The following is a 23,035-nucleotide window of genomic DNA, read 5'->3' as shown; positions in this document are numbered from 1 at the left end:
TTTACTATGATGCTAAAGCCCGATAGTAAAACGGCATTTTCTTACGCCTAAAAAGTATTAGAAATATGAAGATAACAACGCAATTGATGGAAAATGCTTATCAACTAATAGGAAAGACCAAAGAAGAGATATACGCTCTTCTGGGAGCCCCCGACCACTTGGAGTTTGAAGGCACACAACTTATCTATATTACAAGGAGCTGGAGCTGGTTCAGAAGAAATGCTCTGATACTCGAATTGGATCCGGACGAGATGATCGTCGAAAGTACGGAAACGGTCTATGGTATCGAAATACCTAAAGCGGAATAATGCCTAAAGACCTCAAACTCTAAAGAACTTACAAAATGGATAGACCAACAGACTACATCAAAAAATAATGACCATAACAGATCTTATCTGCGAATTGGGAAATGAATTGTCCAACATAGCATATCCCCGAGGAAAAAGCCATAGAGATCAAAGCTTATCTTGACAAAGACAAGATGGACCATCATTCTATGCAGGCGATCATCGACATCTTGGTATCAATCCCCGAAGTCAATAGAAGTGAAAAACTCACAAACATTTTTGACCAACTTTCCATGTAAATCAGTTCTATTAGATCTACTCCGACTCTCTATTCACAAGCTCCATAGAAAAAGCAGGGAGACAGATCGCGATATACTCGCAAGGTTCATAAAACGGATTGGAATAGCGAACACGGGCTCCTTTCTCTATCAGGATGCTTTGCCCTTTTTCAAGAATCACAGAATCCCCATCGATCTCAAAATGCTTTTTACCGGAAAGAATGATAGTAAACTCATCAAACTCCGGTGTCTGGTGAGGCTCGCTCCAATCTGGCGGTGCAACCATATGTGCAATGGAGATATCTGATGTTCTGGTGGAATTCCCCCAGTGTTCTTCAATCAGCTTCCCATCTGTTGTCGGGACCACAAATGGTCTGGCCTGTACTCTGTACTTTTTCATTTTTTATAGTTTATTGATTTCAAAAACAATATTCAGTTTTTCCGGTTCTCCGTAATAGGCAATATTGACCTCATCCACTTTCTTTGCACCCAGTTTTTCCATGGCCTTTTGAGAGCGGATGTTATCCTTCCCAACGTGAAAATTGACCTTATCCACATACTGGAAAATATGATCCAGCATTAATTTTTTGACCTGAGGATTCAGCTTTGATCCCCAGAATTTTCTGCCATAGAATGTATATCCTATGAAGATCGAATTGTCATCAGCATTATAATCATAGAATCTTGTGCTTCCTGCGGTTTCATTTGATTCTTTGTCAATGATTCTGAAAGCACCTCCACTTTCCATCGCTCCCCGGAAGAAAGTTTCGAAGACCTCTCGTTTGTAGCGGTCTTTGTTCGGGTGTTGTTCCCAAACCAACGGATCTGATGCAACTGAGAACAATTTCTCAAGATCATTTTCTTTTAAAGGAAGAAGTTTTACGTTTTCGTTTTCTAAAATGGGCTGGATGTTCATAATTTTTAGACTAATAGATGATAGACTAATAGATGATAGACAGATAGAGGAAAATAGACTGATGAATAATTATTGCCTGTACGGTGTCAGGCTGAGGTGAAGTTTATCCTGAGCTTGACGAAGGGAAGTCTTTCTTGATTCTTTGTTCTTTTATCTTGTTTCTCTTTCAACCGTGATAGACTCTTGAGAAAACGATCTTCCCATCTTTGATCTCCAACACTTCTCTGATCTCCATATCCTCCTCTCCTTCTACTTTTCTGGTGTATTCCATAAAAATCTGTCGGGAATCGGCGGTCAATTTATTCACTTGATATTTTAAAGTTGGTAATCTTTCGAAGCAGTCTTTCCACCAGTTTCTCAGCGTCTCTTTACCTTTGATCAAACCATTGGTTTGGGGCTCTCTGGCTTTAAGTTTCGGGCTGTAATGTTGTGCTGATCCATCATATAGATCTAGCAGATCATCCAAGTTCTGTTCATTAAATGCTTTGAACCAAAGGTTGGCTATATTTTTTAATTCTTCTGATGTCATAGTTTTCATTTTAAAGTACCGCTGATTTGGCAAATTAAGCGGATTTTTAATAAACCTGCAAAATCAACTTAATCTGCGAGATATTATGTTTCAGGCAAAGGTTCTCTACGCCTATTTTTTTAACTACCCCGTCTTTCGAACAAGTTCGAAATCCACCCCTTCAGAGAAGGGGAATTTAGAAAAGGATTGCTTTCTCCAATTCCAATAGTTTCTGCTTTCGCCAGATTCCACCGCCATAACCGGTCAAAGTTCCATTGGTTCCAATGACTCTGTGACACGGGATGATGATGGAGATCTTATTAAGTCCATTGGCATTCGCCACTGCTCTAACTGCTTTTGGATTTCCTAGAATATCGGCTTGTTGCTGATAACTTCTGGTTGTTCCGTAAGGAATGGTTCTAAGGATTTCCCAGACATTTTTCTGAAAGTCTGTCCCAACAGGCGCAAGCGGAACGGTGAAATCCAATCTTTTGCCTTGGAAATATTCTTCCAATTCTTTTTCTAATATTTTAAAATATGGATTCTCTCCCTGAATAATATTGGCTTTGAAATATTTTGAAATATCGTCCAACTCTTTTGAAAGTGATTTTCTATCGGAGAATTCCAGCATACAGATCCCGTTTTCATTGGCGCAGGCAATCATGGTCCCGAGTGGTGTTTCAATTCTTTTGAGGTCAACTATCTTTTCCAATTTCGAGTTCTTTGGAGAAGCTCCGATGATTGACTTGAAACTGTCACTGAAACCGCTCAAACTTTCGTAACCGTTTTCCAAGGCCACATCCAAGACATTCTCGCCTTGCTGAAGTTTCTTGAAGGCCGAATTGATCTTGAACGTTCTCTGAAACGCGTGAAACGTCATCCCATGGTGTTTCAGAAACCAACGTCTTACAGTTGCAGGCTCCATTCCTCGACTTATCAAATCAATATCTTTGAATTTGAGTTCCGGATTTTCTGACAATTCATCCATCAGTTTCTGAATTTCGGTTGGTGTTTCATCCGGATTTTCCAGTGGTTTACAAACTTTGCACGGGCGATAACCTTTCTGTATCGCATCTTTTGTATTATCAAAAAACTCCACATTTTCAGGTTTCGGTTTTCTCGCCGTACAAGTTGGACGACAGAAAATCCCCGTCGTTTTCACACCCATCCAAAAAACTCCTTCGAATTCGGGATTCTTTTCAAACGATGCCTGATACATTATTGTTTCCGTAAGTTCCATAATCATAAAAACACTGGTGAAAAATCTTGTTTTGAAATAATATCCTGACTGATTTCTTTCAAATTTTCATAAATATAATCATTTAAAAAATTCCCTGATGAAATTCTTTTAATATCCAATTTCTGAAGCGTTTCAAAATTAGGCAAATCTTTCATACACATCACATTGATTGGAAGTTTGGTAGATTTTGTAACTGCTTCAATATCTTTTTCCGAAGTAATACAAGGGACAAAAACACCATCAACACCGAGTTCTTCAAACATTTTAATTCGTTCTAAAGTTTCATTTAGAGCATTTTCCAATCCTAACAGAAAAGTATCTGTTCTGATATTGATAAAGATTTCTATTCCCTTATCATTTAATCCATCAATAATAGCTTTCAGTTTTTTATAGAAAGTTTCTTTATCTAATAATTGTCGAGTTCCATTAATTATAAAACTATCTTCTAAATTAATTCCAACAACGCCAATTTCTGAAAGTCTCGAAATATTATCTACAATCTTCTCAACATCATTACCATAACCAGATTCCAAATCCACAGATAACGGAATGGAAACGGATTTAATAATTCTTTCGATAATATAAAAGTATTCTTCAAAAGAAATCTGTTCTCCATCTTCATAACCCAAACTATGTGCAACTGCCGAACTAGACGTCGCAACAGCTTTGTAATCTAAGTTTTCATAGACTTTTGCACTTTGAACGTTCCAAACATTTCCAATTAAAAGTGGTTGCTCGTTTTGATGTAAATTTTTAAAATCCTGAATCTTTGTCATCTTTTTTTGACAAAGTTAGTTTCAGAGCTTCTTTGCAAACAACCGAAAACTGAACAAGTATTTTTTGTTTAAGATTAACAGAAAATATTTATCTTCCAAAACACAAAAATCACAATTATATGGATAAGAAAAAACTTCGTGAATCAATCTTCAGACATTTGGATGGCATCGTGACAGCGCCTGTGATTTCGGCTTTGTCTAAGAAAAAAGTATTGGATTTTATTCTTGCTAATGACAATTTGGAACTTTCTGAAATCAATGAAAAATTTGATTCTAACGAAGGTTATCTGAATGTCGCATTGCGGGTTTTGGCTTCTCAAGGATTTTTGAATTACGAATTGGATAATCAATCTGATATTGTAAAAATTTCTGTTAATTCTAAAAGCAAAGACGCTTTTTCTCATCAGAATTTTTATGTTGATTTAGCAGAATTTTTAGCAGATGATGATGTCATTAATTCTAAAGAACTGACTGAAAATCTTTGTAAAAAATGGATGCTGCTTTTTGATAAATACAAATCTTTTCTGAATGAAAATGCAGACGAATCTTCACTGAATTATCAAATCCAAAAACATATCGAGGGTGCGCTCGTCGGGCCAATCATCATCAAATTGGGAATGAGCGGAATGTTCCATAAATATTTTATGGAAGCGAGTTTCAGTGCAGAAGAATTCCATAAAAACCCTGAATATTTTGGGAAAATCCTTGATTATCTTTCAGAACTCGGTTGGTTTTCAAAGAAGGGAAAAAACTTCCAGTTCACAGAAACCGGATTGTTTTTCGCAAGACGAGCAACAGCTTACGGCGTAACGGTTTCTTATCTTCCGATGTTTTCAAAATTGGACAATCTGATCTTCGGAAAAGCTTCAGAAATCAGGGAAATTGAAGACGGCGAAGACGAAATCCACGTGAACCGAGAAATGAATGTCTGGGGAAGCGGTGGCGCTCATTTGACCTATTTTAAAGTGATCGATGAATTCATTATTGAGATTTTCAACCGCCCGTTGAACGAACAACCAAAAGGAATTCTGGATATGGGCTGCGGAAACGGTGCGCTTTTGCAACATCTTTATGAAGTCATCGAAAGACAGACCTTGCGAGGAAAACATCTCGAAGAAAATCCATTATTTTTGGTCGGTGCAGACTACAATCAGGCTGCGTTGAAAGTGACAAGGGCCAATCTTATCAAAAATGATATTTGGGCAAAGGTAATTTGGGGCGACATTGGAGATCCTCAAAAATTAGCCGAGGATCTACAATCCGATTATAACATTGAATTAGGAGATTTGCTCAACATCCGAACTTTCCTTGACCATAACAGGATCTGGGAAGATGTTTTGGATATTAATTCTGACAGAATCAGTACATCAACCGGAGCATTTGCTTTCCGGGGAAAAAGATTGTCCAACAAAGATGTGGAAGAAAATCTTCTGGGTCATCTTAAAAAATGGACGCCTTATGTTGAAAAATTCGGATTGTTGTTGATTGAACTTCATACGCTTCCGCCAGAGATCACTTCTAAAAACTTGGGATTAACGGCTGCAACTGCCTACGACGCAACCCACGGATTTTCTGACCAATACATTGTAGAAGTCGGTGTTTTCCACAGGATCTGCAAAGAATCCGGTTTGGAGCCGGACATAAATTTATTTAAGAAATTTCCGGATTCTGAATTGGCAACTGTGAGTATTAATCTTTTGAAGCGTTAATTTTGTATCTTGAAGCAACAAAAATTGTATGAAAAGCACTTTAACATTAATTGCTATTTTGATGGCTTCACTATTTGCTCTTGGGCAGAATATCAGCTCGCCAGATTATATAGAAACGAAAATTGAAAGTGGAAGCACGTTCAAAAAATATAAAAATGGAAAGCTGGATAGCATTGTCGTAGCAATGTACGCTGTCAATTATGGCAATGCTCTGATCTTTGCCAAACTGGACAACGAAATCAGAATTACAAACGCTGATGATGAAAATTCTGTCATCAAAATCGAATTAAAAAACAACAAACAAGTCCGAACTTTTTTCTATAAAAATAAACCCGCCATTGTTGTGGAATCTATTGATTTTGATATCAATCAATTACCGAAAAATACAACTGTCACTCGCTCTCTGTCAAATAATGTCATTCAAAATATGAGCATCAAAACCAATTACGAAGTTTTTGGTGATGATAATCCGGATAAAACTTTCAAACTTTTTTATGGACTGAATATCCGTACGGATTTGGATAATCTGGACGCAATTTTTGAAAATATTGGAGCATTTTTCAGTGAAGAAGATGCACTTTTGAAAATTTTCTATGGAAGTTATGCGGAAAAGTTTGCACCAAAGATTTTGACCTATTTAAAAACTAATGATTCGGGAATAATTACGGATGGGATTACTTTAGACTATCAAAATAAAAACGCTAAGGAAACCAATCCTTACAACATCTACAAAAACGGAAAAATCATTAAATCCGGAAAAGCGAGTTTAGCTGATTTCCAAAAAACTTACCAAGATTACATTATCAAATTGCAAGAGTAATCAATCAATTTACTCCGATTTGAATACTTTTTAGAATATTCTCAGCTTGTTTGATGTGTCTCAAATTGTGGTAAATTACGAAGCGGAAAGTATCGCCTAATTTCAGTTTAATGCGTTTTGAGATACTGATTGAAGTTTTAGTTTTTTCCAGATCAACCGTTTCTGCTTTTTCCAAAAGTTCGAGCATTTTGTTCTCTTGGCGGATAAATTCTTCAATTACAGATCTGTCTAAAAGTTTATGAATCGGATTGGAAATTTTAAGCGTTTTCATCTTATTGGGCTTCACTTTTGGAAGCATCATATTGGCAAAATAGTTTCCTAAAAGCCCGCTTTTAAAATCGGGTCTAGCTGCTTGAAATCGGCTTTCATTAATTCGATCTTCAATTTCCGGAAGATAGAATTTTCCATAAAAATTAAGATGTTCCAGACATTCCAAAATGTTCCAGCTGTCTTCCGATGTTCGGAAATTCAAAGTTTCGTTAATTTGGTCGAGTAATGATTGGGCGAACTCAATATTATTTTCCGTGATGATTCTAAGTTCGTTAAGTAGTTGATTGGTTGGAATTTTCATCGTCAAAAATTTTCACAAAGATCTGAAACTTCATTATTAAAAAGATTGATCGAAGTCAAGATTTTTTCAGTCTAGATAATGTTTCCGGTGACATCCTGAGATAGTTCGCAATATACTTGTTCGGGATTTCCTGAAACAGTTGTGCGCTTCGTTTCAGAACCCTTTCGTAGCGGATTTTCGGAGAACTATAAAGTAAATCCTTTTCACGTTCAACCTGTTGCAAAACCAAATCCTCCAAAATAGAATTCCATAATTTCAGATTCTCATTACTTGAATTAATGAATTCATAAAGATCTTTTTTGGAAGCCATTTTTACCGTTGAAACTTTGATCGCCTGAATGTAAAACTCTGAAGTTTTGCCTGATAAAAATGAATCTAACGAAACAATGATATTTCCTTTATATCCAAACCGAATGATCCGTTCTTCACTTTCATCTTCTATAAAAATCCTGACACTTCCCTCTTCTACAAAATAGATGTTTGTATCGATAGTTCCGGATGTTTTGAGAAATTCATTCCGTTTCAATTTTCTTGTTTTCCAAAAAAGTTCCTTTTGTAAAAAATCTAGTATCATAAATGTTCAAGAAAATTTAAATTGAGTCTAAATGTATAGGTAATTTTATTACATTTGAGGATAACAACTATGGAAACCTCAACAAAATGTTCAAAAAAATCACTTTCGCTATATCCGCTATTCTATTTTCAAATTTACTTAATGCTCAGGAAACGATTCCTTTCCGGATTACGAAATACAATAATATCATTGTAAAAACTTTGGTCAATGACAAAGATTCCCTAAATCTGATGTTTCAAATCGCAATGGAAGATGCTTCGATTTCTCCCGAGAGATCCAGGCCTGCAAAAAGTATCGTTTTCAAAGATGAGATCAGTGAAAATAATACGGTAAAAATTGGGAAACTGGAATTTAAAAATGTAAAATTCTACGATAACGAACTGACCGGCCGAGAGGCTGATGGGAAAATCGGAACCGGAATTTTTAAAGGAAAAACATATCAAATCGATTATGATAACAATCAATTTGTAATATATGAAAAATTACCTGATATCACGGGATACAGGGAAGTCTCTTATATATCCAACAAAGAAGGTCAGATCTTCTTATCCTGCGACAATATAATGGGAAATGAGAATTACGAAGCCAATTTTCTGCTACAATCGGGTTATTCCGGAGGTTTACTTTATAGCAATACATTTGCAGAGGGAAAAGACCTGGACACAAAATTGAAGATCACTGGAGAAAAGACACTGAAAAATTCTGCTGGAAAAAGTGTAACAACCAAACAGGGGATTTTGCCATCCTTAATAGTCACTGATGTTACTATGAAAGATGTATCGGCAGGATTCTTCACAGGAGATATTAAAAATCAGAAAACCAATTACTTTGGTGCAGATCTGATCAGGCGATTTAATTGGATTTTTGATGCGGAAACGGAGCGTATTTACATTACACCGAGCAAATATTTTAATGAACCTTATTTCAAGGTCAATTAAACAGTTTCCTAAATTCCATTGGGCTTTGATTAGTTTTTGTCTTAAAAAGCTTACTGAAACTTTGCGAATGCTCAAAACCTAATTCGTAAGCGATTTCGCTAATAGACAATTCTGTAGTTGAAAGTTTTTCTTTAGCTTTTTCTATGAGTTTTTCATGAATATGCTGTTGTGTGGTCTGACCTGTCAATTGCTTCAGAAGACTTCCCAAATATTTTACTGATATATGAAGCGAATCTGCTACAAATTGTACACTCGGCAAACCTCTGTTGGCCAAATCGTCATCATCAAAGTAATCATTTAAAAGCTCTTCCATCTGTTCAAGAACCTTATGTGTACTCTTTTTTCTGGTCAAAAACTGCCGTTGATAAAATCTTTCCGAATAATTGAGCAATGCCTCCAAATGCGAAATCATAATATCCTGACTGAATTTGTCAATATTAGACCTATACTCATTCTGAATGGTCTGTACAATTCCGTTGACAATATTTTTTTCCTTATTAGAAAGAAACAAAGCTTCGTTCACGGCATAATCAAAAAATTCATATTTCTTGATATTTTTTGCTAAAGAAGTCCCCCATAAAAAATCGGGATGTATCAGCATGACCCAGCCAGAAAGATCATCATCAGGTTCTGGCCCCGCTCCTCGTAAAATCTGATTGGGTGCGACAAAATACATCATCCCATCATCAAAATCATAAGTCTGCTGACCGTAAAAAAGTTTATTGGTAAATCCTCTCTTCAAAGAAATATAATAAAAATCAAACAATGCACTGATCTCATCTACATTCTCCGGCACTTGCAGATCAGAGTAGTTTAGGATACTGATCAACGGATGTTCCGGGCTTGGCAATCCAAATGCACGATGCGCTTCTGTAATGGTCTTGAAACGGATTGGTTTTGCATTTTGCATAAAAGTCAGTTTTTAAAAGGATACTTAAGCCAGATCATTATCAATGGAATCATCAGAAAAGGGATTTCCATCAGAACCATTTTTACGTTTCCAGCTCTCATTGCCAAAGTCATAATCAAAACGATTGACATTGCATTAAGGACATTTCCTAAGAAAAAAGTTCTAGGAATAAGTAACAAAATGGCAATCAAGATAATTGAAACACCGAGAACGGGAATATACGTTTCGCTGATTCCCAACTCGTTCATCATCTTGAGAGATTGTGGATCGCTTTTATAATTGAAACTTTCCCAGCCGTGTTTCAGATTCAGAAAGACAGAAATTATCAGTAATATCAAAGAAATTATACTTTTAATCATTGTATTTTTATTTTAGGATAAATTTAAAAAATAAATAATTGATTGCGAATCCGACAGGAATTCCTACCAACGCTGACCTCAAGGCTTGCTTTGCTTTCTTGGGAAAAGAATTTCTGTGTCTGAAATATAAAATAATACCCAATGGAGGAAACATTTGAGATAATATAGTCCAATGTGTTGCCAGTTTTTCGTTATTGCCCATTTTTAATTTTTTTAAATATTACCGGATTCTTCTGAATTTCATCGTTTTCCCGAGAAGGGAAACTCCCATATATCCTCTGAACTGCAGATTATTGATGTCGGTAAGTTTCGCTTTCAGGCTATAAGAATTTCCATCAGTGGGATTGTACAGTTTTCCGCCGGAATATTCACCATCATCAAATGTTAGATTGGTGATGTTAATAATATTTTGACGGGAACGGTTTCTTAATTTTACATCGGGATTTTTAAAATCTTTTTTCGGGGTTTTTCCATCGGCTTCAAACATATTGGATGCCCAAAGAAGTTTTCCGAAATATTTTCCGTTTTGCTGGAAGATCTCAAATTTCAATTTCACATCGCCGTCAATGCTTTCCCAGTTTCCCATAATCTTATCTGCCGAAAGTTTTTGAGCAAATGATAAAGATGATATCAGAATCATCATCGATAAAAGAAGTAACTTTTTCATATCAATTAATTTTGAAGATTTTTGATTTTTTTGAATTCACGATGTCCGAAATTCATCATCATACTGGGGAAAAGTCTGCTTGCAAGCTTTAAGATACTTATCGGCACAGGCTTCAGTTCTTTTTTGTCTTGCAACATTCCTTTAATGGCTACATTAACCATTTTATCAACGTCCATCATCATTCTCGGATTTGGTTTTATTGCCCATTCGTTTTGAAGATTGGTATTCACACCCGGAGGGATCATCTCAAAAACTTTTACATTGGTATTTTCCAATTGTAATCTCAAAGCCTGTGTATAAGCACGCACGCCTGCTTTTGTAGCGCTGTAAATAGGAGCTGCAGAATATGGCATAAAAGCAATTCCCGAAGATACATTTACGATCCCTGCTGATTTCTTTTTAAGTAAATGTGGTAAAAACTGATGTATCATTTGGATCGTCCCGGAAAGATTGGTTGTGACCTCCCGGTTGATATTTTCCAAATCCAGACTTCTATCCTGCAGATCGATCAGTCTCATTTGTCCGGCATTATTGATAATAATGTTCAAATCAGGAAACTGTTCTGTAACATCCTTGTAAAGCTGTTCTATATCTTTGGGATTACTTACATCACTCTGAAAGATATGAATATTTGGGAATTTTGCTTTTGCATTATATAATGCCTCGAGGGTTCTTCCGGTAACAATGATCTTAGCTCCGTGTTCGGTCAATTGTCTTACGAGTTCCAATCCGATTCCGCTGGTTCCGCCTGTGATGAGAACAGTGCTGTTTTTTAATTCCATTTGTTTTTCTTTATTGATACTGCAAAGTTCCACAAGCGAAAGAAAAACGGTGTAGCCGGAAGTCGGGTTGTTGTAGCTGAAAGTCTGTAATTGATCTGTTTTTCAACAAAAAAAACCTCATCTGATTGATGAGGTCTTTTTTTATTTAGCCTGAAAGTTTATTTGATACTTTTAACCCGTATCATTCCTTTACTTTCGTGGTACATCATACACATGATTTTACCATCTCTCTCCGGACATTTGTCCACATTATCATAAATTAACGATACTTTTTCTCCGTCTTTTTTAGCTTCCAGAATTTCGGCATTACAAACCAAATAATCTTCATTCTCCGCAACTCTTAGGTACGTTCCTGTGCAGTCTCTCACAATAGTTCCTGTATTCAATCTGTCGTGAACAGTGGCACAGGAGAATAGTAATGTTGATAAAATCCCTAAAGATAAAATGTGTGATACTTTTTTCATAGATTTTTATTTGATTTAAAAGTACAATTTTAAATTATCATATTATAATCATTTCATTAACTTTGATAAAATTATAAATGATGGATATTTCTAAACAAACGCTTTATCAAGAAATTACAGACAAATTAAAAAATGTTCCAAAAGAAGTCCTGGAAAGGATTTCGGCTTATTTATCTGAAATTGATGATAATAAAGAACATAATTTCGAACTTTCTGAAGAACAAAAAAAAAGTCTTTCAAAAATAAAAGAACGTCCTTATTCTGAACATACAGAAATCAATATTTTTCTGAACGAAATGAGTGAAAAATATGGTATTTAAAGTCATTATTTCAGACGAAGCAAAATTAGGCTTAGAAAATTCATATTTATATTATCAGGAAAACGCAAGCAAAAAAGTTGCAGATAATTTTATTAAGGACTTTAGAAAATCAATAAAAATAATTTCTGACAATCCTTATTTTTAAAATTTGGTTTGAAGAATTCCGAGCTAAACCATTAGGAAAATATCCGTTCTTAGTATTTTTCTCTGTTGACAAAAAAGAAAGTACAATTGTAATTGCAAGAGTTTTCCACACTTCACAAAACCCTGAAAAATATCCATAAAAAAACCGAAAGACTCATCTTTCGGTTTTTCATTTTTATAAAGTCCGGAAACTACATCGTTTCCATCTTGAAACTCATACTTTCGATCACTTTCAGAATCGCTTCCACCGTATCCATTGATGTCAGACAAGGAACGCCGTTTTCTACGGACATTCTTCGGATCTGGAAACCGTCCCTTTCGGATTGTTTTCCTTTCGTGGTCGTATTCACAACATATTGTACCTTTCCTTTCTGAATAAGATCTATCAAATTCACATCTTCTTCTCCAATCTTATAACCGATTTTCGTCTGGATCCCTTTTTCCTCGAAGTATTTCGCTGTTCCTTCTGTCGCCCAGATCCTGAAGCCGATAGTATGAAATCTTCTTGCAATTTCAGCAGCTTCCTCTTTGTCCTGATCTGCAACGGTGAATAAAATAGAACCGTGAGTCGGAACTTTTCTCCCTGCTCCAATCAATCCTTTGTACAAAGCCTTTTCGAAAGTTGAATCTTTACCCATTACTTCTCCTGTCGATTTCATTTCCGGGCCGAGAGAAATATCAACTTTCGTTAATTTACTGAAAGAGAAAACCGGAACTTTTACAAAAATTCCTTCTTTATTCGGAACCAAACCTGATTGGTAACCAAGGTCTTTCAGTTTTGTTCCAAGAATTGCTTTTGTTGCTAAGTTCGCCATTGGAACATCAGTGATTTTCGATAAGAAGGGAACGGTTCTGGACGAACGTGGATTCACTTCGATCACGAAAACTTCTCCGTTGGAGATCACGTACTGGATATTCATTAATCCAATGACATTCAATCCTTTTGCTAATCTTATTGTGTAATCTTCTAAGGTTTTGATTTGAGTTTCCGTCAAAGTCTGCGGCGGATAAACCGCAATCGAATCTCCGGAGTGAACACCGGCTCTTTCGATGTGTTCCATAATTCCCGGAATCACAACCGTTTCTCCGTCGCAAATTGCGTCCACTTCCACTTCTTTTCCTGTCAGATAACGGTCAATCAGAACAGGATGTTCCGGACTTGCATCCACCGCATTTTCCATATAATGGGACAATTCCTTCTCGTTATAAACGATCTCCATCGCGCGGCCTCCCAAAACATAACTCGGACGAACCAAAACCGGATAACCGATCTCGTTGGCGATCACAATCGCTTCTTCCTTTGAAGTCGAAGTTTTCCCTAGTGGTTGCGGAATTCCTAAGTCTTGTAAAGCTTTCTCAAATTTATCTCTGTTTTCAGCCCTATCCAAATCTTCAAGGGAAGTTCCCAAAATCTGAACGCCGTGAGCAGCTAATTTATCAGCCAAATTAATTGCTGTTTGTCCTCCGAACTGAACCACAACACCTTTTGGTTTTTCGAGTTCAATGATGTTCATTACATCTTCTTCTGCCAAAGGTTCAAAGTATAATTTGTCTGAAATCGAGAAGTCTGTAGAAACCGTTTCAGGATTGGAGTTGATGATAATCGCTTCGTAACCCATCTGCTGAATTGCCCAAACTGAATGTACCGTCGCATAGTCAAACTCAACACCCTGGCCGATTCTGATTGGCCCTGAACCAAGCACGATGATTTTCTCTTTGTCAGAAACTATGCTTTCGTTTTCTTCTTCATAAGTCCCGTAGAAATAAGGCGTTTCCGATTCGAATTCGGCAGCGCAAGTATCTACCATTTTGTAAACCGGCATTATTCCGTTGTCTTTTCTGAATTGGAACACCTCTTTCTGAGTCGTTTCCCAAAGATGTGCGATATTCAAGTCTGCGAAGCCTAATTTCTTAGCTTCAAGAAGAATTTCTTTATTGAATTTATTTTCTTTGATCGTCGTTTCGAAGTCAATCAATTTTTTGATTTTCCAGATGAAGAATTTATCGATCTTGCTCCATTCTACAATCTGCTCCCAATCGTAACCTCTTCGTAAAGCATCACCAATAATGAATAATCTTTCGTCATCACAAACCCGGATCCTTCTTTCGATTTCTTCGGCTGTTAAAGCATCCGCCTGTTTTTTCTTAAGTCCAAGATGTCTCAATCCCGTTTCCAAAGAACGAATGGCCTTTTGTAACGATTCTTCGAAGTTTCTTCCGATGGCCATTACTTCGCCCGTTGCTTTCATCTGTGTTGACAATCTTCTATCCGCCGTTTCAAATTTATCGAAAGGGAATCTCGGAAACTTGGTTACCACATAATCCAAAGCTGGCTCGAAGCAAGCGTACGAAGTTCCTGTTACTGGATTTTTTATTTCGTCGAGTGTCAAACCAACCGCGATCTTCGCAGCAATCTTCGCAATAGGATAGCCTGTTGCCTTACTCGCCAAAGCCGATGAACGCGAAACTCTCGGATTTACTTCGATGATATAATAATTGAATGAATGCGGGTCTAATGCCAGTTGAACATTACAACCGCCTTCGATTCCTAAAGCTCTGATGATTTTTAGGGAAGCGTTTCTCAACAATTGATATTCTCTGTCAGAAAGTGTCTGCGAAGGCGCAACCACGATCGAATCTCCTGTGTGAACACCAACTGGGTCGATGTTTTCCATATTACAAACCACGATGGCATTATCATTGGAATCACGCATCACTTCATATTCGATTTCCTTGAAACCTGCGATTGACCTTTCAATCAAACATTGTGTTACCGGCGAATATTTAAGTCCCAGTTCTGCAATTTCCTTAAGTTCAGTTTCGTTGGAAGCAATTCCACCGCCGGTTCCGCCCATTGTAAAAGCGGGACGGACAATCACAGGATAACCGATTTTTTCAGCAAAATCCAAAGCGCCTTGAACGGTGTTCACAATGTCCGATTCTGGCACAGGTTCGTTCAATTCTCGCATTAGTTCACGGAAAAGGTCTCTGTCTTCGGCTTGATTGATTGCAGAAAGTTTCGTTCCTAAAACTTCCACCTTACATTCTTCCAGAATTCCGGATTTCTGTAATTCAACCGCCATATTAAGCCCGGTTTGTCCACCTAAAGTCGGCAGCAAAGCATCCGGTCGTTCTTTGCGAATGATTCTGGAAACGAATTCTAGAGAAATCGGTTCAATATAAACTTTGTCGGCAATCTCCACATCCGTCATTATCGTCGCAGGATTGGAATTGATGAGAATCACTTTGTAACCTTCTTCTTTCAAAGAAAGGCAGGCCTGTGTTCCCGAATAATCAAATTCCGCAGCCTGACCAATAATGATTGGACCCGAGCCGATTACTAAAATGGTTTGTATATCTGTTCTTTTCATTTTTACTTTTTTTTGTCCGATGTCCGATGATGGAAGTCGGAAGATTTTTTATTTTTGCGTTGCTTTTGTCATTCTGAAAGAATCTCGGTAATTTAGATTCCTACGGAATGACAAATATTACGGCTCATTTTTCTTTGCTTTTATAAAAACATAATCACCTTTGTTATCTGGAAAGTTGCTTTTTACACTATCAAATTCTCCTTTAATTAAATCATTCTCTAAATTTTTCAATCCTATTTCAACCTCGTCTTTATTAGTTAATGAAGCAAATGATGAGATTCCATTTCTAATGATAGAATCAAAATAGATTTTAGGATTGTTTTTTCCTATGTATAAAAATTTATCTTCCAAATTATCCTTTATATCATATTTTTCTACAGCTTCAACTTTAAATCCGATATTTTCTAAATTCCCTTTGAGCTCTACAAAACTTGGCATCTGTTCTATTGATTTTTTCATCATTTCAGGAAAATAATGGTTTAACCAATAATTTTTCATTTGTTCAGAAGTTGAAGTAAAAATCAGAAATATTCCTGCTCTTTTCAAAACTCTAAAAATTTCTGAAAATCCTTTTTCAAGGTTTTGCCAATGATGAATAGATAAGGTAGTGATTACAGCATCAAAAGATTCACTTTCAAAAGGTAATAATTCTGCACTTCCCAAAAACCAATTTATTTTTTGATTTTTCTCTTTTGCTACATTTAGCATCAACTCAGAAGGTTCAAGACCTGATATTTTTAATCCTTTATTAAATAATTCAATTGTGTAATTTCCTGTTCCGCAACCAATATCTAAAACTTCATAATTACTTTTACAAGACAATAAATCAAACATTCTTGAAACCAAATAGCCATCTGCTTTTCTGGTCTCATTGTAATTATTTCCTATTGTATTGTATTTTTCCATTATGGATTTCGATAAATCTTTTTATTAACATTGAACCCTTCGGGTTCCTTTGACTTCGTTTATATCTCCATAGGTTTCACCTACGGCTACTATAATTGAATCCTTCGGATTCTTTAATCTTCTACTTTTTGAAATCTTCCATCAAAGTGATAAACTCATCAAAAAGATAATTCGCATCTTCAGGGCCCGGACTTGCTTCCGGATGGTATTGAACTGAGAAACAAGGATGGATTTTGTGTTTCACACCTTCGTTTGTTCTGTCATTCAAAGCGATGTGAGTTTCTACTAAATCTGTATTTTTCAAAGATTCCTGGTCAATCGCATAACCGTGATTCTGAGAAGTAATCGCTACTTTATTTTTTTCTAAATCCAAAACCGGATGATTTCCACCTCTGTGACCGAATTTCAGTTTGTAAGTTTTTGCGCCACAGGCCAGACCAATCAGTTGATGTCCCAAGCAAATCCCGAAAATCGGAACTTTTCCCAGCAATTTCTGAATCATTACTAACGCATCCGCATTATCTTCCGGGTCACCGGGACCGTTGGAAAGCATTATTCCGTCCGGGTCCATTAGTAAAATCTCTTCTGCTGTCGTATCGTGAGAAACTACGATGATGTCACAGTTTCTTTGAGATAATTCTCGGATGATTCCCAATTTGGAACCGAAATCCACTAACACCACTTTGAAACCTCTTCCCGGACTTGCATAAGACGTTTTTGTAGAAACCTGCTCTACTTGGTTAGTTGGAAAAGTTGTTGATTTCAATTCTTCGATAACCGCTTGTTCATCTGCATCTGCGTTCACAATTTTTCCTTTTTCAACACCTTTGTTTCTAAGGATTCTTGTCAATCTTCTAGTGTCAATTCCAGAAATTCCTGACAGATTTTTCTTTTGGAACAATTCGTCCAAAGTGATTTGAGTTCTGAAATTGGAAGGTAAATCACACAATTCTTTCACAATCAAACCTTTGATTGCAGGCTCGATGCTTTCGTAATCGTCACGATTGATGCCGTAATTCCCAATCAAAGGATATGTCATACAAACGATTTGTCCACAATAACTTGGGTCGGAAATCAGTTCCTGATAACCCGTCATTCCTGTGTTAAAAACCACTTCTCCCGCAGTGTCCTGCTCTGCTCCGAATCCCGTTCCGTAAAAAACTTCGCCGGATTCTAATATTAACTTCTTTTTCATTTTTACTTTTAAGTCGGAAGGCGGAAGTCCGAAGTCCGAATATTTTATTATTATTTATTTCATCCTCAGTCATCGGTCATCAGACTTCTGACATCGGACTTTTTACTCAAAAAAAACACGCCCGAAAGCGTGAATAAATATTTTAATTTTTGGAGTCGATGAATTCGAATCCTTTGTTTTCCAAATCATATTTAAGGATTGCCATTCTCGCAAAAACGCCGTTCTGCATTTGTTTGAAAATTCTCGACCTTTCGCATTCAACTAATTCTGAATCAATTTCCACGCCTCTGTTGATTGGCGCCGGATGCATAATAATTGATGTTGGTTTCATTTTCGCTTCACGCTCTTTTGTCAAACCAAATTTTTTCAGATAATCCTCCGGTTTGAAACTGAAATTTCTCTCGTGGCGCTCGTGTTGGATTCTCAACAGAATCAAAACATCAACTTCTTTCACAAGATCATCGAACTGCATATAAGTTCCGTTGACCAGCATTCCTTCATCAAACCAGAATTCTGGTCCGGAGAAATATACTTTCGCACCCAATCTTCTGAATAATCCTGCGTCAGAATTCGCAACACGGCTGTGCTTTACATCGCCAACAATTCCGATTTTAAGACCTTCGATCTTTCCAAATTCCTGAATGATTGTCAGCGCATCCAGAATCGCTTGTGAAGGATGGCTCCCTACGCCGTCGCCCGCATTTATAATACTTAGTTTAGCATCTTTCAATGCATCGTAATAACGCTTTTCAGAATGTCTGATAACCGCTACTTCCACTCCAATTGCTTCCAGTGTTTTGATAGTGTCCAAAAGTGTTTCTCCTTTTGCAATCGAACTTTTATCGGCTTCGAAATCGATAACCTTAAGTCCGAGTTTCTTTTCAGCAACCTCAAAACTTGTTTTTGTTCTTGTACTATTCTCAAAAAACAGGTTCGCTGCGAAAACGTCGCCTTTGATCTTACTTATTTTACCATCGACAAACTGTTGTGCTTCTTGTAAAATTTTCTCAATACTATCAGTAGAAATGCGTGAAAGCTTAATCATAATTCAAATTTTTAAATAAAAAAAACGAAGCCTAAAAGACTTCGTTAAATATAAAAAATATTGTTGTTGTCGGCAAACTTGCCAATTGTTTTTGTCGTTAAATTCTGTACCAGATTCATTGGGTGCAAAGATACCAATATTTTTGATATTATGAAATCTTCTTCACAATATTTTATGTTAAATCAATGAACTTCTATTCTCGAATTGTTGTCTTCAATTTTTTTCTTTACTTTTGAAAGAATGATTACCCATTATGAGTTTGGATAAAAAAGACAAATTAATTCTTTCGCTTCTACAAGAGGATTCTACATTATCTGTAAAAGAAATCTCCGAAAAAATCGGACTGACTTTCACACCCACTTACGAGCGCATCAAAAACCTTGAAAAACAAGGTGTTGTGGAGAAATACGTAGCAATTTTAAACCGTGAAAAACTCGGAATCAACATTGTTGTTTACTGCAACATCCGCCTGAAAGAACAATCTCAGAAAACTTTGAAAGAATTTGAAGATTATATCTCTAAATATGATGAAATTCAGGAAATTACAAGTCTTTCCGGCGAATATGATTATCAATTAAAAATCCTTGCCAACGACATCAATTCTTACAACGAATTCACTGTGAATGTGATTTCCAACAGTCCTCACATTGGTCAATATCACAGTTCTATAGTTCTTGCTGAAGTCAAAAAAACGACTAAGTTTAAATTAGATTAAAATCATTTATCGACCCTAAAGGAAGTGATTTTAACCCAACAATTTATCTCTGACTTTATTGAACTGATATTCGATTTCGTCGAGGCAAAGATTTCCTAAACTGCCTTGATGAGAGTGATTGAGTTCTTTATAATCATACTCAAACAAACCATTTTCTATTTCCTGACCGATTTGGATGTAAGCATCTCGGAATGATTTTCCATTCTTCACTTCTTCGTTGATTTTTTCTACGCTGAAGATGTATTTGTACTTTTCATCATCCAGAATATTGTCTTTCACTTCAATGTTCGGAAGCGTGTAAATCAGAATTTCGAGACATTCTTTCAATGAATCGATTGCTGGAAAAAGGATTTCTTTGGTCAATTGCAAATCTCTGTGGTAACCTGACGGCAAATTATTCGTCACCAAAATCAATTCGTTTGGCAAAGCCTGAATTCTGTTGCATCTCGCTCTTACCAATTCGAAAATATCCGGATTTTTCTTGTGTGGCATAATGCTACTTCCCGTCGTGAATTCTTTCGGAAAGCTGATAAAATCGAAATTCTGACTCAAATAAAGACAAACATCGTAAGAAAATTTGCTTAAGGTTCCCGCTAAAACCGACAAAGAGTTTGCTAATAATTTTTCCGATTTCCCTCGTGTCATCTGCGCATAAACCACATTATGATTCAAAGTTCTAAAACCAAGTTTGTAAGTCGTACTTTCTCTGTCAATCGGGAAAGACGAACCGTAGCCAGCGGCCGAGCCTAGTGGATTTTTATTAATGATATTTTTCGTTGCAAAAAGCAATTCCAAATCGTCAACTAAAGATTCTGCATACGCACCAAACCACAATCCGAAAGACGACGGCATCGCAACCTGCAAATGCGTGTAGCCAGGCAACAAAACATCTTTGTGAAGATTGGCTTTGTCTTTCAGGATTTGAAAAAATGAATCCGTCAGTTCTGTGATTTCTCTGATTTCGTCAATTAAGTATAATTTGATATCCGTCAAAACCTGGTCGTTTCTTGACCTTGCGGTATGGATTTTCTTACCAGTTTCACCCAATTTTTCGATAAGGATATTTTCGATTTGTGAATGAATGTCTTCTGCCGATTTATCGATTTCGAAAGCTTCTTTTTCGATGTCGATAAGAACTTCTTCCAAAACTGCAACAATCGCCTGCTCTTCATCCAGTCGAATCAAACCAACTTCTGCGAGCATTTTTGCGTGGGCTATGGAACCCAACACGTCGTATTTTGCTAATCTGTTGTCAAAATCCAGGTCTTTCCCGACGGTGAATTTTGTAACCAAATCATTGGTTGTCGTATTGTCTTTTTGCCAGATTTTTTTCATTTTAATAATTTTTAAACGCAAAGAGCGCAAAGATTTTTTTATTTTTTATTGAAAATATTTTAAGATTCGCAAAGGCGCTGACGCTCAGTCAAGATTAAATAATCTTAAAGTTCTTTTGAATTGAAGACAAATCTTCAACTTTGCGAAGCTGCAGCCCGACTTGAACGGAGCTCTTTTTTTCATTGCGAATATTGTCAAGTTCTATTTATTGACTCACGTCAATCGCAATGAAAAAAAAGCGGGAGTGGAAGGCGGAAATAGCTGCCGAAATCCTTAAAATTTATTACAATATTCTCTCTAATATTTTGATGTAAACATCGATGCCTTCTCGGATTTCGTCGATGTAAATAAACTCGTCTGCGGTGTGGGAACGTAAGCTGTCGCCGGGTCCCAACTTGACCGATGTGCACGGAATAATCGCCTGGTCCGAGGATGTCGGCGAACCGTAAGTTGTCCTGCCCAACGCCAATCCAGCCTGAACAAACGGATGATTAACGTCGATTTTTGAGGAGTTGAGACGGAAAGATCTTGGTGTCAGTTTTGATTTCATCCGTGACTGGATGATTTCGAAAACTTCGCGATTCGTGTATTCGTCTGTGACACGCACGTCCAAAGTGAAATTACATTTTTCCGGAACCACATTATGCTGAGTTCCTGCGTTGATGACTGACAATGTGACTTTCACTTCGCCCAGATAATCTGAAACTTTTGGAAATTTGAAATCGAGGATGTTTTGCAAATCCTTCATACATTTCACAATGGCATTGTCATCGTTCGGATGCGCGGCGTGAGAAGGCGTTCCCAGCATTTCGCCATCGATGACGAGCAAACCTTTTTCTGCAATCGCCAGATTCATTTTTGTAGGTTCGCCGACGATTGCCAATTCGACGTTCGGAAGTTGTGGAAACAAAGCTTCGATGCCATCTAAACCGGAGATTTCTTCCTCGGCCGTCAATGCAATTACGAGGTTGTGCGACAAATCTTCGGCTTCATAAAAATAGAGAAACGTCTGCGCCATCGCCACCAAAGACGCGCCCGCATCGTTACTTCCCAAACCGAATAATTTGCCATCTTTTTCCACCGGAATGAACGGGTCCAAAGTGTAAGCTTTGTTCGGTTTTACTGTGTCGTGGTGCGTGTTGAGGAGAATTGACGGTTTGCCAGCATCAAAATGTTTGTTGGTTGCCCAAATGTTATTTTTGAATCGGTTGACCGTCAATTGATGCTCGTTGAAAAAGCCTTCGATGATGAGCGAAGCGTTGTATTCGTCGCGGCTCATAGATGGTGTTGCGATGAGTTTTTTCAGTAATTTGACTGCGTTTTCCGTTAATTCTTCTCTGCTAAAGACAGATTTCAGTTCCTTCATTTCCTTGTTTTATTTGGTCTGACAGTTTTTTCTGGTTAATCAAAGACACTTTCTGAACGCCGTTTTCTTTGGCTATGAAAGCATTTTCGAGTTTCGGTAAAATTCCTTTGTGAAGTTTTCCTTGTGATTTTAATTCAGAAAATTCATTTTTATTAATGGTTTTCAAGTTAGAATTTTCGTCTTCCACGTTTTCTAAAACCCCATTTTTATCGAAGCAAAACAGCAATTCTATCTCGAAATTTTTTGATAAAGCCTGAGCAATAGTTCCGGCAATCGTGTCTGCGTTAGTGTTTAACAGATTCCCTTTTTTATCGTGAGTGATTGCAGAAAACACCGGAACCAAACCCAGATTTATCATATTGATAATCAATTCCTGATTGATACTTTTCTCATTAATATCGCCAACAAATCCAAAATCAATGGTTGGGTGCTGACGTTTTTCCGCTTGGATTAGATTTCCGTCCGCTCCTGAAAATCCCATTGCATTGCAATTAAAACTCTGAAGTTTTGCCACAATATTTTTATTGATTCTGCCTGCGTAAACCATTGTTACGAGCTTCAACGTTTTCTTGTTGGTAATCCTTCGTCCATCAATCATCGTCTGCGTGATTTTCAGTTTTTCTGCTAAAGTTTCTGCAATTTTTCCACCGCCGTGAATCAGAATTTTGGCACCTTCAATCTGTGAAAATTGCTCAAGAAAAGCTTTCAATGATTTCTTGTCATCGATTAGAGCGCCTCCGATTTTTATGATGTGTAGTTTTTGCATTAATTGTTTTTGCCTTTATATTTCGGCTAAAGCCTCTTTAATTTCCATCCTCCTAAACGGGCTAAAGTCCGCT

At 36.9% G+C, this 23,035-nt stretch carries 25 protein-coding genes; 6 read left to right on the top strand and 19 right to left on the bottom strand.

Annotated features, from left to right (window positions below):
• The first annotated feature begins 65 nt into the window (after positions 1 to 65).
• Positions 66 to 308, top strand: a complete 243-nt coding sequence (locus BLT30_RS05095) for a hypothetical protein (protein WP_089872004.1) — start codon at positions 66 to 68, stop codon at positions 306 to 308.
• Positions 309 to 602: 294 nt separating this feature from the next.
• On the opposite strand, the gene BLT30_RS05090 is transcribed toward BLT30_RS05095, so the two are convergent.
• The 5 genes from BLT30_RS05090 to BLT30_RS05070 form a co-directional block, all read right to left on the bottom strand.
• The gene (locus BLT30_RS05090) at positions 603 to 965 is read right to left on the bottom strand and encodes a cupin domain-containing protein (protein ID WP_089872002.1); all 363 of its coding nucleotides are present in this window, start codon (positions 963 to 965) and stop codon (positions 603 to 605) included.
• Positions 966 to 968: 3 nt separating this feature from the next.
• The gene (locus BLT30_RS05085; protein ID WP_089872001.1) at positions 969 to 1,481 is read right to left on the bottom strand and encodes a GNAT family N-acetyltransferase; all 513 of its coding nucleotides are present in this window, start codon (positions 1,479 to 1,481) and stop codon (positions 969 to 971) included.
• Between the two features lie 166 nt (positions 1,482 to 1,647).
• A complete protein-coding gene (locus BLT30_RS05080; RefSeq protein WP_245707112.1) occupies positions 1,648 to 2,019 on the bottom strand; it encodes a nuclear transport factor 2 family protein in 372 nt (123 codons plus the stop codon).
• Between the two features lie 166 nt (positions 2,020 to 2,185).
• Positions 2,186 to 3,235, bottom strand: a complete 1,050-nt coding sequence (locus BLT30_RS18440; RefSeq protein ID WP_317040515.1) for a bifunctional transcriptional activator/DNA repair enzyme AdaA — start codon at positions 3,233 to 3,235, stop codon at positions 2,186 to 2,188.
• Entirely contained in the window at positions 3,232 to 4,005 is a 774-nt protein-coding gene (locus BLT30_RS05070) for an isocitrate lyase/PEP mutase family protein (RefSeq protein ID WP_175487126.1), read from the bottom strand. The genes BLT30_RS18440 and BLT30_RS05070 overlap by 4 nt, the downstream gene beginning before the upstream one ends.
• Before the next feature lie 119 nt (positions 4,006 to 4,124).
• On the opposite strand from BLT30_RS05070, the gene BLT30_RS05065 reads away from it, so the two are divergent.
• Both BLT30_RS05065 and BLT30_RS05060 read left to right on the top strand, forming a co-directional pair.
• The gene (locus tag BLT30_RS05065; protein ID WP_089871997.1) at positions 4,125 to 5,714 is read left to right on the top strand and encodes a class I SAM-dependent methyltransferase; all 1,590 of its coding nucleotides are present in this window, start codon (positions 4,125 to 4,127) and stop codon (positions 5,712 to 5,714) included.
• A 28-nt stretch (positions 5,715 to 5,742) separates the two neighbouring features.
• Entirely contained in the window at positions 5,743 to 6,534 is a 792-nt protein-coding gene (locus tag BLT30_RS05060) for a hypothetical protein (protein WP_089871995.1), read from the top strand.
• Between the two features lie 4 nt (positions 6,535 to 6,538).
• On the opposite strand, the gene BLT30_RS05055 is transcribed toward BLT30_RS05060, so the two are convergent.
• Both BLT30_RS05055 and BLT30_RS05050 read right to left on the bottom strand, forming a co-directional pair.
• Entirely contained in the window at positions 6,539 to 7,105 is a 567-nt protein-coding gene (locus BLT30_RS05055) for a DinB family protein (RefSeq protein ID WP_089871993.1), read from the bottom strand.
• Positions 7,106 to 7,160: 55 nt separating this feature from the next.
• The gene (locus tag BLT30_RS05050; protein ID WP_089871991.1) at positions 7,161 to 7,679 is read right to left on the bottom strand and encodes a Crp/Fnr family transcriptional regulator; all 519 of its coding nucleotides are present in this window, start codon (positions 7,677 to 7,679) and stop codon (positions 7,161 to 7,163) included.
• An 86-nt stretch (positions 7,680 to 7,765) separates the two neighbouring features.
• On the opposite strand from BLT30_RS05050, the gene BLT30_RS05045 reads away from it, so the two are divergent.
• The gene (locus BLT30_RS05045) at positions 7,766 to 8,617 is read left to right on the top strand and encodes a hypothetical protein (RefSeq protein WP_089871990.1); all 852 of its coding nucleotides are present in this window, start codon (positions 7,766 to 7,768) and stop codon (positions 8,615 to 8,617) included.
• On the opposite strand, the gene BLT30_RS05040 is transcribed toward BLT30_RS05045, so the two are convergent.
• The 5 genes from BLT30_RS05040 to BLT30_RS05015 all read right to left on the bottom strand — a co-directional run bounded on the left by BLT30_RS05040 (position 8,610) and on the right by BLT30_RS05015 (position 11,799).
• Positions 8,610 to 9,527, bottom strand: coding sequence for a helix-turn-helix domain-containing protein (locus BLT30_RS05040; protein ID WP_089871988.1), 918 nt, complete (start codon positions 9,525 to 9,527; stop codon positions 8,610 to 8,612). The two genes, BLT30_RS05045 and BLT30_RS05040, sit on opposite strands and share 8 nt — an antisense overlap.
• A gap of 5 nt (positions 9,528 to 9,532) precedes the next feature.
• A complete protein-coding gene (locus BLT30_RS05035) occupies positions 9,533 to 9,886 on the bottom strand; it encodes a DoxX family protein (protein ID WP_089871986.1) in 354 nt (117 codons plus the stop codon).
• Positions 9,887 to 10,106: 220 nt separating this feature from the next.
• Positions 10,107 to 10,553, bottom strand: a complete 447-nt coding sequence (locus BLT30_RS05025; RefSeq protein WP_089871982.1) for a DUF2147 domain-containing protein — start codon at positions 10,551 to 10,553, stop codon at positions 10,107 to 10,109.
• Positions 10,554 to 10,558: 5 nt separating this feature from the next.
• Positions 10,559 to 11,335 (bottom strand): SDR family oxidoreductase, encoded by a 777-nt coding sequence (locus tag BLT30_RS05020; protein ID WP_089871980.1) that lies wholly within the window; start codon positions 11,333 to 11,335, stop codon positions 10,559 to 10,561.
• Positions 11,336 to 11,493: 158 nt separating this feature from the next.
• On the bottom strand, positions 11,494 to 11,799 hold the full coding sequence (locus BLT30_RS05015; RefSeq protein ID WP_089871978.1) for a hypothetical protein: 306 nt from the start codon (positions 11,797 to 11,799) through the stop codon (positions 11,494 to 11,496).
• 77 nt (positions 11,800 to 11,876) lie between these two features.
• Between BLT30_RS05015 and BLT30_RS05010 the strand changes: the two genes are divergently transcribed.
• Positions 11,877 to 12,119: a hypothetical protein gene (locus BLT30_RS05010; protein ID WP_027384408.1), complete on the top strand. Its 243-nt coding sequence runs from the start codon at positions 11,877 to 11,879 to the stop codon at positions 12,117 to 12,119.
• A gap of 335 nt (positions 12,120 to 12,454) precedes the next feature.
• Here the strand turns inward: BLT30_RS05010 and carB are convergent, their stop codons facing one another.
• The 4 genes from carB to BLT30_RS04990 form a co-directional block, all read right to left on the bottom strand.
• Positions 12,455 to 15,634, bottom strand: a complete 3,180-nt coding sequence (gene carB, locus BLT30_RS05005; protein WP_089871976.1) for a carbamoyl-phosphate synthase large subunit — start codon at positions 15,632 to 15,634, stop codon at positions 12,455 to 12,457.
• A 117-nt stretch (positions 15,635 to 15,751) separates the two neighbouring features.
• Positions 15,752 to 16,540: a class I SAM-dependent methyltransferase gene (locus BLT30_RS05000; protein ID WP_221405571.1), complete on the bottom strand. Its 789-nt coding sequence runs from the start codon at positions 16,538 to 16,540 to the stop codon at positions 15,752 to 15,754.
• Positions 16,541 to 16,661: 121 nt separating this feature from the next.
• Positions 16,662 to 17,735, bottom strand: a complete 1,074-nt coding sequence (locus BLT30_RS04995) for a carbamoyl phosphate synthase small subunit (RefSeq protein WP_089871972.1) — start codon at positions 17,733 to 17,735, stop codon at positions 16,662 to 16,664.
• A 142-nt stretch (positions 17,736 to 17,877) separates the two neighbouring features.
• Entirely contained in the window at positions 17,878 to 18,780 is a 903-nt protein-coding gene (locus BLT30_RS04990) for an aspartate carbamoyltransferase catalytic subunit (protein WP_089871970.1), read from the bottom strand.
• A gap of 253 nt (positions 18,781 to 19,033) precedes the next feature.
• Between BLT30_RS04990 and BLT30_RS04985 the strand changes: the two genes are divergently transcribed.
• The gene (locus tag BLT30_RS04985) at positions 19,034 to 19,495 is read left to right on the top strand and encodes an Lrp/AsnC family transcriptional regulator (protein ID WP_074235420.1); all 462 of its coding nucleotides are present in this window, start codon (positions 19,034 to 19,036) and stop codon (positions 19,493 to 19,495) included.
• 30 nt (positions 19,496 to 19,525) lie between these two features.
• On the opposite strand, the gene argH is transcribed toward BLT30_RS04985, so the two are convergent.
• The 3 genes from argH to argB form a co-directional block, all read right to left on the bottom strand.
• Positions 19,526 to 20,830: an argininosuccinate lyase gene (gene argH, locus BLT30_RS04980; RefSeq protein ID WP_089871968.1), complete on the bottom strand. Its 1,305-nt coding sequence runs from the start codon at positions 20,828 to 20,830 to the stop codon at positions 19,526 to 19,528.
• Positions 20,831 to 21,113: 283 nt separating this feature from the next.
• Positions 21,114 to 22,196, bottom strand: coding sequence for a M20 family metallo-hydrolase (locus tag BLT30_RS04975; RefSeq protein WP_089871966.1), 1,083 nt, complete (start codon positions 22,194 to 22,196; stop codon positions 21,114 to 21,116).
• Entirely contained in the window at positions 22,171 to 22,962 is a 792-nt protein-coding gene (argB, locus tag BLT30_RS04970; protein ID WP_089871964.1) for an acetylglutamate kinase, read from the bottom strand. Before argB ends, BLT30_RS04975 begins: the two co-directional genes overlap by 26 nt.
• Positions 22,963 to 23,035 lie beyond the last annotated feature (73 nt).

The sequence above is a fragment of the Epilithonimonas hungarica genome (genome assembly GCF_900102265.1).
Taxonomy (GTDB): domain Bacteria; phylum Bacteroidota; class Bacteroidia; order Flavobacteriales; family Weeksellaceae; genus Epilithonimonas; species Epilithonimonas hungarica.
This window is presented reverse-complemented; position numbering and strand designations above follow the sequence as displayed.